12 protein-coding genes are annotated in these 13,592 nt (G+C 70.2%); 9 read left to right on the top strand and 3 right to left on the bottom strand.

What is annotated here, in order from left to right; translation table 11 throughout:
- From OGL88_RS13830 to OGL88_RS13820, 3 genes are all read left to right on the top strand, one after another.
- On the top strand, nucleotides 1–1,542 hold a 1,542-nt coding region (locus OGL88_RS13830), incomplete at its 5' end, for a sensor histidine kinase (protein ID WP_263091766.1).
- 39 nt (nucleotides 1,543–1,581) lie between these two features.
- Nucleotides 1,582–2,244: a response regulator transcription factor gene (locus tag OGL88_RS13825; protein ID WP_263091765.1), complete on the top strand. Its 663-nt coding sequence runs from the start codon at nucleotides 1,582–1,584 to the stop codon at nucleotides 2,242–2,244.
- Nucleotides 2,245–2,257: 13 nt separating this feature from the next.
- Nucleotides 2,258–3,121 carry an EamA family transporter gene (locus tag OGL88_RS13820; RefSeq protein ID WP_263091764.1) on the top strand — a complete coding sequence of 288 codons (864 nt, stop codon included), beginning with the start codon at nucleotides 2,258–2,260 and terminating at the stop codon, nucleotides 3,119–3,121.
- An 8-nt stretch (nucleotides 3,122–3,129) separates the two neighbouring features.
- On the opposite strand, the gene OGL88_RS13815 is transcribed toward OGL88_RS13820, so the two are convergent.
- From OGL88_RS13815 to OGL88_RS13805, 3 genes are all read right to left on the bottom strand, one after another.
- Entirely contained in the window at nucleotides 3,130–3,282 is a 153-nt protein-coding gene (locus tag OGL88_RS13815; RefSeq protein ID WP_159572741.1) for a hypothetical protein, read from the bottom strand.
- A gap of 102 nt (nucleotides 3,283–3,384) precedes the next feature.
- A complete protein-coding gene (locus OGL88_RS13810; RefSeq protein WP_263091763.1) occupies nucleotides 3,385–3,717 on the bottom strand; it encodes a hypothetical protein in 333 nt (110 codons plus the stop codon).
- A gap of 101 nt (nucleotides 3,718–3,818) precedes the next feature.
- The gene (locus OGL88_RS13805; protein ID WP_263091762.1) at nucleotides 3,819–4,850 is read right to left on the bottom strand and encodes a LacI family DNA-binding transcriptional regulator; all 1,032 of its coding nucleotides are present in this window, start codon (nucleotides 4,848–4,850) and stop codon (nucleotides 3,819–3,821) included.
- A gap of 115 nt (nucleotides 4,851–4,965) precedes the next feature.
- Here OGL88_RS13805 and OGL88_RS13800 point away from each other — a divergent pair, with 115 nt between their 5' ends.
- From OGL88_RS13800 to OGL88_RS13775, 6 genes are read left to right on the top strand one after another with little or no spacing between them, the layout of a single operon-like run.
- Nucleotides 4,966–6,258, top strand: coding sequence for an ABC transporter substrate-binding protein (locus tag OGL88_RS13800; RefSeq protein ID WP_205464211.1), 1,293 nt, complete (start codon nucleotides 4,966–4,968; stop codon nucleotides 6,256–6,258).
- On the top strand, nucleotides 6,258–7,136 hold the full coding sequence (locus tag OGL88_RS13795) for a carbohydrate ABC transporter permease (protein WP_123673340.1): 879 nt from the start codon (nucleotides 6,258–6,260) through the stop codon (nucleotides 7,134–7,136). Before OGL88_RS13800 ends, OGL88_RS13795 begins: the two co-directional genes overlap by 1 nt.
- Nucleotides 7,133–8,095, top strand: coding sequence for a carbohydrate ABC transporter permease (locus OGL88_RS13790; RefSeq protein ID WP_263091761.1), 963 nt, complete (start codon nucleotides 7,133–7,135; stop codon nucleotides 8,093–8,095). Before OGL88_RS13795 ends, OGL88_RS13790 begins: the two co-directional genes overlap by 4 nt.
- A complete protein-coding gene (locus OGL88_RS13785; RefSeq protein WP_263091760.1) occupies nucleotides 8,095–9,480 on the top strand; it encodes a glycoside hydrolase 5 family protein in 1,386 nt (461 codons plus the stop codon). Before OGL88_RS13790 ends, OGL88_RS13785 begins: the two co-directional genes overlap by 1 nt.
- A gap of 32 nt (nucleotides 9,481–9,512) precedes the next feature.
- Nucleotides 9,513–12,512, top strand: a complete 3,000-nt coding sequence (locus OGL88_RS13780; RefSeq protein ID WP_263091759.1) for an alpha-mannosidase — start codon at nucleotides 9,513–9,515, stop codon at nucleotides 12,510–12,512.
- Between the two features lie 39 nt (nucleotides 12,513–12,551).
- Nucleotides 12,552–13,469, top strand: a complete 918-nt coding sequence (locus OGL88_RS13775) for an endo-beta-N-acetylglucosaminidase H (protein WP_263091758.1) — start codon at nucleotides 12,552–12,554, stop codon at nucleotides 13,467–13,469.
- Nucleotides 13,470–13,592: the final 123 nt, after the last annotated feature.

Here is a 13,592-nt window from a genome sequence, read left to right as displayed (position 1 = left end):
CGCCTCGACCAGGCGCGAACCGTCCCGCTGGACGACGTCACACCCTCGCCCGACCAGGCCCAGACCGTCCCGCTGGGCGACTCCGTCCCACCTGGAGCCACCAAGCCGATGCCGCAGTACCCGCGACAGCACGAACAGCAGACCCCGCCGGCGTCGTGGGGAGCGACCCCGCCGAACGGATCGGCACCGGGTGGCGGTCGTGGCGGCAGTGCGGGCTCCGGCATGACCGCCGGCGCGTTCTACCGCGAGTCCTGGAAGCGCCTGCCGCGCGACTTCGGGTACATGGCCCTGACCGGGGTGCTGCTCTGCACGCTCTACTTCGCGTTCCCCGCGGCGATCTTCGGCGGCGGCTTCCGCGACCTGTTCAACCCGTTCGTGCTGCTGATGTTCTTCATCGCGCTGTTCGTGGCGCGGTGGCTCGGACAGTTCGAGAAGCTCCGCATCGGATGGGCCGACCGGCGTCCGATCCGCCCGGTGGACTGGACGCCCCGTTGGCAGCAGAACTGGTGGACGCGCACCGGTTCCGCGGTCGCCAACCCGCACTACTGGCTCTACCTGCTGCACGCAGCGGTCGTGTACCCGCTCGTCGCGCTCTTCACCGTGGGCGCCGGCGTCCTGCTGCTCGCCGGGTTCCTCTGGCCCGTCGGGCTCGCGGTGGTCGCGTTCGCGAACGGCCTGAGCGCGCAGTACTTCGGGTGGGACATGACCTCCGTCGTCGGCTTCGGGTTCCTCGGGCTGCTGTCGATGGCCGCCTCGGTCGTGCTGTTCCCGCTCTGGGCCCGTGGCTCGGTCATCGCGCACTACTGGGTGGACTTCGGTCTGCTCGGCGGGTTCCGTGCCGAGCAGCTCGAGCAGCGCGTCGCCGGACTCCAGGCCTCCCGTGCCGGTGCGGTGACCGCCGAGGGCCAGGCCCTGCGCCAGATCGAGCGCGACCTGCACGACGGCCCGCAGCAGCGCCTGGTGCGCCTCCGGATGGACCTGTCGGCAGCGGAACGCGCGTTCGACAAGGACCCGCAGAAGGCGAAGCAGCTCATCGGCGAGGCCTCGGAGCACGCACAGGACGCCCTCGACGAACTGCGTGCGCTGTCCCGTGGGTTCGCCCCACCGATCCTGCTCGACCGCGGGCTCGTGGCGGCGCTCGAGGCACTCGTCGCCCGCACCCCGATCCCGGTCGGCCTCGACGTCCGCCTGCCCGAGGGCCTCGAGCTCGCGACGGAGATCCAGCGCAACGTGTACTTCACGGTGAGCGAACTCCTGACGAACACCATGAAGCACGCCGGTGCCACGACGGCCGGGGTGTACCTCGGCCTCGTGGTCGACGCCTCGGGGCTCTGGTACCTGACCGTCAGCGTGACCGACGACGGCCGCGGCGGCGCACGACCCCAGCAGGGCCACGGCATCGAGGGCCTGATCGGCCGGATGCGTGCACTCGACGGCGACCTGGTCGTCGCGAGCCCCGAAGGCGGCCCGACCGAGGCCACGGCGCGGATCCCGCTCGGTGCCCTGAACGGCGTGCCCACGACGGCGAACCCGCGGTCGTGACCCCACGGGAGCGCCCGTGCTCCCACTAGGCTGGTCGGCATGACAGACGGCCCGGATGCAGCACGCATCCGGGCCGTCGTCGTCGACGACGCCGTCCTGCTGCGCGAGGGCCTGGCCCGCGTGCTCGACGAAGCCGGCATCGACGTCATCGGCCAGTACGCGGACGCCCGTGCGTTCCTCGCGACGCTGCCGGACGGCGCTCCCGACGTCGTCGTCATGGACGTCCGGATGCCGCCGACCTTCACCGACGAAGGCGTCCGCGCAGCCGTCGAGACCCGCAGGATCGCCCCGCACACCGGGGTCCTGCTCCTCTCGCAGTACGTCGAGGCCACCTACGCCGAGGACGTCCTCGCCGCCGGTGCGACGGGCATCGGCTACCTGCTCAAGGACCGCGTCACCCGGCTCGAGGAGATCGACGACGCCGTACGCCGGATCGCCGCCGGCGGCACGGTGCTCGACCCCGAGGTCGTCACGCAGCTGATGAGCCGGCGGCGCGACCCGCTCGCCGCGCTCACCCCGCGCGAACGCGACGTGCTCGGCCTGATGGCCGAGGGCCGCACGAACGCGGCCATCGCCCGCGCCCTCGTCATCGGCACCGGCGCCGTCGAGAAGCACGTGTCGAGCATCTTCGGCAAGCTCGCGCTCGAGGACACCGGCGAGGACCACCGCCGCGTCCTCGCCGTGCTCGCCTACCTCGGATGAGCCGGGCCCGCGGATGAACCAGGCCCGCGGTACCGACCGGATCCCGGCTCCGCTGCTCGCCCTCACCGCGATGGTGTCCGTCCAGCTCGGTGCCGCGATCGCGAAGACCCACTTCGACGACGTCGGCGCGGTCGGGGCCGCGACGCTCCGGCTCGTCATCGGGGCGGTGGTGCTCGCCCTGGTCGTCCGTCCCCGCGTCGGGCACTGGACCCGCGCGCAGTGGCTCGGCGCGGTCGGCCTCGGGCTGGCGCTCGGCGGGATGAACGTCTTCATCTACCTGGCCTTCGCGACCATCCCGATCGGGGTCGCGGTGACGATCGAGTTCCTCGGTCCGCTCGCCCTGTCCCTCGTGCACACCCGGCGGTGGCGGGATGCCCTCTGGGCCGCGCTGGCGCTCGCCGGTGTCGTGCTGCTCGGGGTCGGCCCGAGCGCCGTGACCGAGGTCGGCGGCGTCGTCTGGGCCGTGCTCGCGGCGGTGTGCTGGGCGGGCTACATCGTGATGAACCGGCACGTGGGCGCCGCGATCCCGGGTGTCGACGGCCTGGTGGTGTCGATGGTGGTCGCGATGCTCGTGTCGCTGCCGTTCGGGTTGCCGTCCGCGATCGACGGCGTGGTCCGCGAACCCGTGCTCCTGCTCGTCTTCGGCGTGGTGGCCGTGCTGTCGAGCGTGCTGCCCTACGCCCTCGAGATGCTGGCGTTGCGGCGGATGCCGACGCGGGTGTTCGGCGTGCTGCAGAGTCTCGGCCCGGCGATCGCCGCGCTGGCCGGGCTCGTCGTGCTCAGCGAGGGGCTGTCCGTGCTGGAGACGGTGGCGCTGGTGTGCGTCACCGCTGCCAGCGTCGGCGTCACGCTGTCCGCGCGCCGCCGACGCCGCTGAACGACCGTCTACTCGTCGCCGAGGAAGTCGGCGTACGTGGGTTCCGTGTGTTCACCCGACAGCAGGGCCGGGTCGTTGACCCGGGCCTCGACGTAGGCGCTGATGACCTCGGGTGGGGTGAGCACGTGGGCGACCCAGGACGGCACCGCTGTGTTCTTCATGGTGCCTCCTCGTCCCGGAGCGGCACTCGAACGAATGCCTCGATCAGTGAGTTACTTGCCGAACCGGTGTTCGGTAAACGATCCTCGGGGTGTGGCCGGAAGTCAACGCGCTGCGTTCTGCGGACTCCGCATCGCGCGTTCCGGCTGGTCGGCACGCAGGGTGCGGTGCTTCACGGCCGACCGCCACACCCAGGCGTCCGCCTGCTGTCCGAACTGCGCCCACTCGACCATGACGGCGTCACGCGTCCAGCTCTTCGCGAAGGCCTTCACCCGGACGTGGAAGGTCGGGAACTGGATCCACGCCCAGACCGGCACGGGGGTGACGGCGTGGCAGACGTCGGGCCCGCGGGCGTCCTCGGACAGTGAGTAGGCGCGCGGACGTTCGACCTCCGGGTGTTCCGGGGGCTGCCACCGGTTCTCGCGACGCCGTCCCACGACGGTATTCGAACGTGTGTTCGAACGTGAGTCAAGTCCGCCGCGTGCTGTGGACGCAGACGAGCAGAGTGCTGGGCGTGTCGGATGGTGCCGACGACGGGTCAGGACCGCGCGCGTGTCGTCGATTCCCGGACACTGAGGGTCAGTGGCGGCCCGGGGCGTGACGGCAACGGGGCATCGGCGTCGATCTGTGCGCGCAGGAGCGTCGCCGCGCGCTGCCCGAGCTCCACGGTGTCGCGGGTCAGCGAGGTGATGGACGGCCGGACGAGTTGGATCATCGCCGAGTCGTCGAACGACACGATCGAGACGTCGGTCGGCACGGCGATGCCCATCTCGCTCGCGACCCCGAGCCCGGCGACCGCCAGGACGTCGTTGTCGTACACGATCGCCGTCGGCCGACTGCTGCGGGACAGCAGGGTGCGGGTCGCACTCGCGCCGGCCTCGGCGGAGTAGTCGGTCGGGATCGACACGGCGTCCGCGAGCCCCTCGGCTGCCGCGAACGCCCGGACGCGTTCGATCCGCATGGCGGTGTGCTCGAACTCCGGGCGCCCGGCGACGTGCGCGATGCGCCGGTGCCCGAGCGCGTGCAGGTACCGAAGGACAGTGTCGGTCGCGTCGCCGTCGTCGATCCACACGCTCGGTGCGGAGCCCTCTGGTGAGGGGTGGGAGCCGACCACGACCGTGGGCATGCCGAGTTCGGCGAGCAGGGTGAGCCGGTCGTCGTCGCGCCGCGGGTCGATGACGACGACACCGTCGACCCGGTGCCCACGCCACCACGCCCGGTAGGTCTCGAGCTCCTCGGCCGCGTCGCGTGCCACGAGCAGGTTCATCCCGACGTGGGTGCCGGCGAGCCCGAGCTGGATGCCGGAGATCAGGTCACCGAAGAACGACTCGGTGCCGAGCGTGCGGGCCGGCCGGTTCAGCACGAAGCCGATCGACCCGGCTTTTGCGCCGCCCAGGGCGCGGGCCGCGGTGTGCGGTTGCCAGTCGAGTTCGTGGGCGATCGCGCGGACGCGTTCGCGGGTCTCGTCGGACACGCCGGGGCGGTCGTTGAGGGCGAACGAGACCGCGCTGACGGACACGCCGGCACGCGCGGCGATGTCGGAGATCGTCGTTCGACGGTTCGTGGCCACGGGCTTGACTATAGCGTTTTAGTCCTTCATAGTCACTGCCACAAGCGGGTTCAGCCGCAGGGACTGAACCGGTTCAGCACGATGACGAAGCAGGATGACGAGGGAGTCAGACGCCATGAGGACCACCACACGTGCGACGAGGAGCCGCGCCGCAGCGCTGCTCGCAGGAGCTGCCGCCACGGCACTCGTCCTGACCGGCTGCTCGAGCGGCGGCAACGCGGCCGACACCGGCAGCGGGGAGATCAGCGGGTCGATCACGCTGCAGACCTGGGCGCTCACGCCGACGTACACGGGCTACCTGAACGGGGTGATCGCCGACTTCGAGAAGGCCCACCCCGACGCGAAGGTCAAGCTGCAGGACCAGCCGGGCGACGGCTACGCCGACAAGGTGCTCAGCCAGGCGTCGTCGAACTCGCTGCCCGACGTCATCAACCTGCCGCCGGACATCGCCCTGCCGCTCGCGAAGCGCGGGTTCCTGCAGGACGTCGCGAAGGACGACGCCAAGCTCGCGAGCACCTACGTCTCCGGCGCCCTGGACTCGTACCAGTACAAGGGCGTGGACGGCACGTTCGGCTACCCCTGGTACCTCAACACCGACGTCGACTACTGGAACGCGACGATGTTCACGAAGTGCGGCCTCGACGCGGAGAACCCGCCGAAGACCACCGACGAGCTGTTCACGCAGGCGAAGACCATGCACGAGAACTGCCCGACCGACTACCTGATGAGCCGGAAGCCCGGCCTCGGCGACTTCACCCTGGCCGGCGTGAAGGTCCTCAACGCGGACGGCACGAAGTTCACGTTCGCCGACTCGTCGAAGGCCGCCGACCTGATCGAGCGCTACAGGGACGCGTACCAGGACGGCTACATGCCCTCGAACGTGCTGAACAGCGACTACCTCGGCAACTCCACCCTGTTCACGCAGCAGAAGGTCGCCTGGACCACCGGCGGCGCCACGTCGCTCGCCGACTTCGAGAAGAACAACCCGTCGCTCAAGGGCAAGGTCACCGTCAGCCCCGCACTCGACACCCCGCCGCTGTACGTGCAGGGTCTGTCGGTGTCGGCCAAGTCGAAGCACCTCGCCACGGCCGAGGCGTTCGCGAAGTTCATGACGAACGCGGAGAACCAGGAAGCGTTCGCGCACAAGGTCAACATCTTCCCGTCGACCACGTCGTCGCAGTCCGACCCGTACTTCTCGAAGGACGACGGCACCGTCAACGGCGAGGCCCGTGTCCTGGCGAACGAGGCCCTGAAGACCGCGAAGGTCCTCAACCCGGTCGAGGCGAACTCCGCGATGACGGACTTCCTCGACCAGCAGATCGCCCTCGCCATGAAGGGCCAGGTCGCGCCGGAGAAGGCGCTGCAGACCGCCCAGACCAAGATGAACAGCCTGCTGGCCAACGGCTGATGCGCGCCAACCGCTGGTTCACGCCCTGGCTGCTCGTCCTGCCGGCCCTCGTCTGGCTCGTCGCGTTCAGCCTCTGGCCGTCGATCAACACCGTCCGGCTGTCGTTCACGAACGCCAGCCCGCTGGGGGGCGTGAGCCAGTGGGTGGGCCTTGCGAACTTCGAGACCCTGCTCGCCGATCCGCAGGTGTGGGAGGCGCTGCTCAACAGCGTCATCTACATGGCGATCTGCCTGCCCCTGCTGACCGTGCTGCCGCTGCTCATCGCGGTGCTCGTCCAGCAGAAGCTGCCGGGGATCGCGTTCTTCCGTACGGCGTTCTACACGCCGGTCATCGCGTCGGCCGTGGTCGTCGGGCTCATCTGGACCTGGATCCTCGACGACCGCGGCGTCATCAACGAGATGGCGCAGGCGCTCGGCGTCGTGCAGGGCAGCGTCCCGTTCCTGACCGACCGGTGGCTGTTGCTCCTCAGCGCGATCAGCCTGACGGTCTGGAAGGGCCTCGGGTACTACATGATCATCTTCCTCGCGGCGCTCGGGAACGTCGGCAAGGACCTGCACGAAGCGGCCGCCCTCGACGGCGCCGGATCGGTGCGACGGTTCTGGTCGGTCACCATGCCGGGGGTCCGCGGCACCATGACGCTCGTCGGGATCCTGGTGTGCGTCTCCGCGCTCCGGGTGTTCAGCGAGCTCTACATCCTCACCAACGGCACCGGTGGGCCCGGCGGGCAGGACAACTCGCTCGTCATGCTCATCCAGCAGTACGCCCGCGGCTTCACCGGCAACCTCGGCTACGCGTCCGCCCTGAGCCTCCTGCTCTTCGTCGTGACGCTGATCCCGATGCTCGCCCTCGCGCGGATGAACAGCAAGGCGGACAAGTGACGAACACGACGACCACCGAACCTGCCCTGGGCGGGGCGCGCGGTGCAGCCAGCCCGACGCCGGACGTGACCGGCCAGGCGGACGGGGGACGGGCCTCCCGGCCTCCCCGCAAGCGCCGTCGCGCGGTCTGGGGCGTGATGTCGACCCGCGAGAAGGTCGTGCGCTACGTCCTGCTCATCGTGGTGCTCTTCATCACGATCGGCCCGTTCCTGTGGCAGCTGTCCACCTCGCTCAAGGGTGCCGGCGAGGACATCTACACCGCGAACCCGTCGTTCATCCCGACCGAGCCGACCATCGAGAACTACCTGAAGGTGGCCGCCGCGATCCCGGTGTGGCGCTACATCGGCAACTCGCTGCTCGTCGCCGCGATCGACGTGTTCGGCAACATCGTCTTCGCGACCCTCGCCGGCTTCGCCCTGGCTCGGCTGCAGTGGCGGCACCGCAAGCTCGTGCTCGGGCTGTTCCTCGCGACCCTCGTCCTGCCCGGCGAGGCGACGATCATCTCGCAGTTCGTCACCGTCAAGGACCTCGGCCTCGCCGACAACCTGGTCGGCGTCGCCCTGCCCGGCATGATCGCCGCACTCAACGTCCTGCTCATGTTCAACGCGTTCCGGCAGATCCCCGAGGAGATCGACCAGGCCGCGGTGATGGACGGTGCGAACGCGATGCAGCGGCTGCGGTACATCTCGCTGCCCGCCGTGCAGGGGACGATCGCCGTCATCGCGATCTTCTCGTTCATCGGGGCGTGGGACGACTTCCTGTGGCCGCTCATCGTGCTGCAGTCGCCGGAGAACCTCACCCTGACCGTCGGGTTGCAGTACCTGCAGGGTACGTTCGCAACCGACCAGCGCATGATCGCCGCCGGCACCATGATCGCGTTCATCCCGATCGCCGTGATCTTCGCCGTCCTGCAACGCTTCTTCTTCAAGGGCGTCGAAGAGGGCGGTGTGAAGGGCTGATGCGCTTCGGGGTCAACTACACGCCCTCGGTCGGCTGGTTCCACTCGTGGCTCGACTTCTCACCGTCCGACACCGCCAGGGACCTCGAGGCGATCGCCTCGCTCGGCGCCGACCACGTGCGGATCTTCCCGCTCTGGCCGGTGGTGCAGCCCAACCGCACCCTCATCCGGGCGTCGGCACTGCAGGACGTCGCGACGGTCGTGGACATCGCCGGCTCGTTCGGGCTCGACGTCAACGTCGACGCCCTGCAGGGGCACCTGTCGAGCTTCGACTTCGTGCCGTCGTGGCTGGACAGCTGGCACCGTCGGAACATGTTCACCGACCCGGACGTCGTCGCGTCGACCGCGGCGTACGTCCGGGCGCTCGCCGCGGCGGTCGCGGACAAGCCCAACCTGCTCGGCATCACCATCGGCAACGAGGTGAACCAGTTCGCACACGCGCCGCACCCCGCTCCGCACGACATCACGGCGGAGCAGGGGCACGCGTGGGCGGCGGCGATGGTCGCCGCGGCACGTTCCGGGCTCGCGTCCGGTTCGGCCGGTTCGTCCGGTTCGTCCGGCCGGGAGGCCCGGGTCGACTCCTCCGCGTCGGCCCCGTCCGGCGGCCGGGCGCGTCCACGGCCGCTGGTCACCGTCGCGCAGTACGACGCGGCCTGGTACGACGACGCGCAGCCGTTCGGACCGGAGCACGCGGCGGACCACGGTGACGCCACCGTCACGCACTCGTGGGTGTTCAACGGCTCGGCGGCGCTGCACGGCGCACTCGGGTCCGGCTCGGTGCGGCACGGGGAGTACCTGCTCCAGCTCGCCGCAGCCTGGAACCGCGACCCCGCACGGCCGAACTGGCTGCAAGAAGTGGGAGCGCCCACCAACGTCGTCGCCCCGGAGGACGCCGCCTCGTTCACCGAGCAGACCATCCGGCACGTGCTCGGGGCGCAGCAGGTGCTCGGCGTCACCTGGTGGTGCTCGCACGACGTCGCCAGGTCGCTCGCCGACTTCCCGGAGCTCGAGTACGACCTCGGGCTCTTCACCAACGACGGCCGGGTCAAGCCGGCGGGGGAGGCCTTCGCCGCCGTCGCACGGTCCGGTGCCACCGGCACCGCCGCTGCACCGCCGGCCACGGCGCTCGTGCTCGACGACGTGCTGCCCGACGGCGCGGACCGGCACGGGATGCGTGCCGACTGTGCCCCCGGCGGGCGCTTCGCCGCCGCCTGGCTCGCGGTCGCGTCGGCGGAACCCGACGGTCGCGGTCCACAGGTGGTCCTGCGTTCCCGGCTCGACGACACCGAGATGCTCGCCGCCCGTGGCATCGACCGATGCGTCGACGTGCCCGCCGAGCTCGGCTCCACCTCCATCCGCGTCGCACACCCCGCGACCACGCACTGACCGGCGACCACGCCCCGACCCTGGAAGGCTCCATGCACGACGACATCCCCCTCACGACCGGACGGGCCCGCCGGGTCCTCGACGAGCGCATCACGCCGGCGGTGCACGCCACCGCCGTGCCGCTGGAGACCGCGTGGCACGAGCTGCCGGGGGAGCCGATCCCGCCGGCGCAGGGACTCGCGCTCGAGTTCACGCCGTACGAGGTCGGCACACCTTGGGGCGCCGCGTGGGGGACGACGTGGTTCCGGCTGACCGGGACGGTCCCGAGCGCATGGGCCGGACGTCGGGTCGAGGCCGTGGTCGACCTCGGGTTCGACAAGAACATGCCGGGGTTCCAGTGCGAGGGCCTCGTGTACCTGGCCGACGGCACGCCGGTGAAGTCGATCAACCCGCGCAACCAGTGGGTGCTGCTGACGGAACGGGCCGAGGGCGGCGAGACCATCGATCTCTTCGTCGAGGCGGCGTCGAACCCCGTCCTGCTCGACTACCACCCCTTCCTCGTCACGCACGAGGGCGACATCCAGACCTCGTCGTCGAAGCGGCTGTACACCTCGCGCCGGATGGACCTCGCCGTGTTCGAGTCCGAGGTGCACGAGCTCGCGCTCGACATCGACGTCCTGCTCGAACTGCAGGCCGAGCTGCCCGAGGGACCGCGACGGATGCGGATCCTGCAGGCCCTCGACGACGCGCTGGACCGGCTCGACCTGCAGCACATCGCAGCGACAGCGGGTGACGCCCGAGCGGCGCTCGCCGACGTGCTCGCCGCCCCTGCCGAATCGTCCGCACACACGATCTCGGCGATCGGCCACGCCCACATCGACTCCGCGTGGCTCTGGCCCGTCCGCGAGACGATCCGCAAGGTCGCACGCACCACCTCGACGATGACCGAGCTCATCGACCAGACCGACGACTTCCTGTACGGCATGTCGAGCGCCCAGCAGTACGCCTGGATCAAGGAGCACCGACCCGAGGTGTACGCCCGGGTCACGGCCGCCGTGCAGGCCGGCCGGTTCCTGCCGATCGGCGGCATGTGGGTCGAGTCCGACACCGTGATGCCCACCGGCGAGAGCATCGTCCGCCAGTTCTCGCAGGGGCAGCGGTTCTTCGAGCGCGAGTTCGGCATCCGGCCCAGGGGCGTCTGGCTGCCGGACAGCTTCGGGTACTCGCCGGCGCTGCCGCAGCTCATGCGCCGTGCTGGCTTCGAGTGGTTCTTCACGCAGAAGATCTCGTGGAACCAGGTCAACAAGTTCCCGCACCACACGTTCCTGTGGGAAGGCATCGACGGCTCACGGGTGTTCTCGCACTTCCCGTCGATGGACACCTACAACTCGCGGCTGTCCGGCAGCGAGGTCGCGAAGGCCTCCCGCCAGTTCCGTGAGAACCGGCTCGCCACCGGGTCGATCGCCCCGGTCGGCTGGGGCGACGGCGGCGGTGGCACCACCCGCGAGATGACCGGCACGGCTGCGCGGCTCGCCGACCTCGAGGGCAGCGCGAAGGTGCGCTGGGAGCACCCCGACACGTTCTTCGACCGTGCAAAGTCTGAGCTGCCCGACCCGCCGGTGTGGGTGGGGGAGCTGTACCTCGAGCTGCACCGCGCCACCCTGACCAGCCAGCACGGCACGAAGCAGGGCAACCGCCGGTGCGAACAGCTCCTCATCGAGGCCGAGCTCTGGGCCGCGACCGCCGCCGCACGCAGCGACTTCGCCTACCCGTACGACGAGCTCGACGCCCTGTGGCAGCAGGTGCTGCTCCAGCAGTTCCACGACATCCTGCCGGGCACCTCGATCGCCTGGGTGCACCGCGAGGCTGAGGCGAGGTACGCCGAGACGGCCGCGGCGCTGACCGCGATCATCGAGCAGGCGCTCTCGGCGCTCGCCGGTGCCGGAGACGCGGCCGTCGTCGTGAACCCGGCCCCGTTCCTCCAGGCCGGCGCACCCGCCCAGGGCGCCGTCCTGGCGACCGACGTGGCGGAACCGACCGCTGTAACGCTGACGGAGCAGGACGGCGGGTACGTACTGGCGAACGAGCTGGTACGCGTGACCGTCACCGACCAGGGACTCGTCACGAGCGCCGTCGACCTGGCCAGTGGGCGCGAGGCGATCGCCGCCGGGCAGGCCGCGAACCTGCTGCAACTGCACCAGGACTTCCCGAACATGTGGGACGCGTGGGACGTCGACCGGTACTACCGGAACCGGGTCGAGGACCTGGTGGACGTCTCGTCGCTCGAGGCCTCGGTCGACGACGCCGGTGTCGCCCGGGTCGTCGTGTCGCGGGCCTTCGGCGACTCGACCGTGCGGCAGGAGATCGTCCTCGCACCGGACTCCCGCATGCTGGAGTTCGACCAGACGACCGACTGGCACGAGACCGAGAAGTTCCTCAAGGTCGCGTTCCCGCTCGACGTCCGCGCTGAGCACACCGTCGCCGAGACGCAGTTCGGGGCGCAGAAGCGGGTGACGCACACGAACACTTCGTGGGAGGCCGCGAAGTTCGAGACCTCGATGCACCGCTACGTGCTCGTGTCCGAGCCGGGGTTCGGCGTCGCGCTGGTGAACGACTCGATCCACGGCTTCGACACCACCCGCGACGCCGTCGACGGGCACGTCACCACCACCGTGCGGCTGTCCCTGCTGCGGGCACCGCGGTTCCCCGACCCCGAGACCGACCAGGGCGTGCAGACGCACCGGTACGGCATCGTCATCGGGACGGACCAGCTCGGGGCCACCGCGGCGGGCGTCCGGATGAACGCCGGCGCGCGGACCGTCACCGGGGCGCACGGGTTCGCGCCGCTCGTGCGGGTGTCCGGCGGGGTCGTGCTGTCGAGCGTCAAGCTCGCCGACGACCGCTCCGGCGACCTGGTCGTCCGGGTGTACGAGCCGGTGGGTCGGCGGGGGACCGGTCGGATCTCGGTCGAGGGGCCGTTCGGTCCTGCTGCCGAAGTCACCTTGCTCGAGGAGCCGTTGTCCGCCACGGATGCCTCAGCTTTCGCCGTCGACGCGTACGAGGTGCGGACCTTCCGGTACCCACGGAACTGACCAACCTGTTCACGACCAACCCATTCAAGGAGGAATGACATGAAGAAGTCCACGAAGTTCGGGATCGTGGCGGCCATCGCCGCGTTGGTGGCGGCGCCACTGGTGCCGTCAGCCGCGACCGCAGCCCCGACCACTGCTGCAGCCGCCGGCACTGCCGCCGCCACCAAGTCCGGGCCGACGAGCATCGCCTACGTCGAGGTCAACAACGACCAGCTCGCGAACGTCGGCCGCTACACGCTGTCCGGCGGTGCGAACGCCTTCGACGTCGCGATCATCTTCGCGGCGAACATCAACTGGAACGGCTCCAAGGCTGTTCTGGTCAACAACGACAAGGTGCAGGCGACCCTCGACAACGCCGCCACGCAGATCAAGCCGCTGCAGGCGAAGGGCATCAAGGTGTCGCTGTCGGTCCTCGGCAACCACCAGGGTGCGGGCATCGCCAACTTCCCGACCCAGGCGGCCGCGTCGGACTTCGCGTCCCAGATCGCTGCCACCGTGTCGAAGTACGGACTCGACGGCGTCGACCTCGACGACGAGTACTCCGACTACGGCGTGAACGGCACCCCGCAGCCGAACCAGCAGTCGATCGGTTGGCTCATCACCGCGCTGCGTGCCCAGATGCCCGGCAAGCTCATCTCGTTCTACGACATCGGCCCGGCCTCGTCCTCGCTGTCGTCGTCGAGCAGCACCATCGGTTCGAAGCTCGACTACGCCTGGAACCCCTACTACGGCACGTACTCGGCGCCGTCGATCCCGGGGCTCGGCAAGGACCGGCTGTCCGCTGCCGCGGTCGACATCCAGAACACCGCGCAGTCGACGGCGGTGTCGCTCGCGCAGCGCACGAAAGCGGACGGGTACGGCGTCTTCATGACGTACAACCTGCCGGGAGGCGACAAGTCCGCCTACGTGTCCGCCCTGACGCAGCAGCTCTACGGGCAGGCTGCGACGTACCGCTGACGCTTCCGCCCTGACGGCGGCGGCTGGGGGCTCGGCCTGGTGCGAGGTTCCGCACTCGGTGCGAGCCCCCGGCCGTCGCACCGAGTGTGGAACCTCGCACGGTGTTCGGCCGACCTCGCACCG

This window comes from Curtobacterium sp. RIT-PI-V, assembly GCF_025642935.1.
Lineage (GTDB): Bacteria > Actinomycetota > Actinomycetes > Actinomycetales > Microbacteriaceae > Curtobacterium.
The sequence above is the reverse complement of the archived record's forward strand: the minus strand, read 5'-3'. Positions and strand labels throughout refer to the sequence as shown.

What these genes read in the sequence shown, in the direction of transcription:
- OGL88_RS13825 (WP_263091765.1), top strand. Translation starts at nt 1,582, where the DNA reads ATGACAGACGGCCCGGATGCAGCACGCATCCGGGCCGTCGTCGTCGAC.
- OGL88_RS13820 (WP_263091764.1), top strand. Translation starts at nt 2,258, where the DNA reads ATGAACCAGGCCCGCGGTACCGACCGGATCCCGGCTCCGCTGCTCGCC.
- OGL88_RS13815 (WP_159572741.1), bottom strand. Translation starts at nt 3,282, where the DNA reads ATGAAGAACACAGCGGTGCCGTCCTGGGTCGCCCACGTGCTCACCCCA.
- OGL88_RS13800 (WP_205464211.1), top strand. Translation starts at nt 4,966, where the DNA reads ATGAGGACCACCACACGTGCGACGAGGAGCCGCGCCGCAGCGCTGCTC.
- OGL88_RS13795 (WP_123673340.1), top strand. Translation starts at nt 6,258, where the DNA reads ATGCGCGCCAACCGCTGGTTCACGCCCTGGCTGCTCGTCCTGCCGGCC.
- OGL88_RS13785 (WP_263091760.1), top strand. Translation starts at nt 8,095, where the DNA reads ATGCGCTTCGGGGTCAACTACACGCCCTCGGTCGGCTGGTTCCACTCG.
- OGL88_RS13780 (WP_263091759.1), top strand. Translation starts at nt 9,513, where the DNA reads ATGCACGACGACATCCCCCTCACGACCGGACGGGCCCGCCGGGTCCTC.
- OGL88_RS13775 (WP_263091758.1), top strand. Translation starts at nt 12,552, where the DNA reads ATGAAGAAGTCCACGAAGTTCGGGATCGTGGCGGCCATCGCCGCGTTG.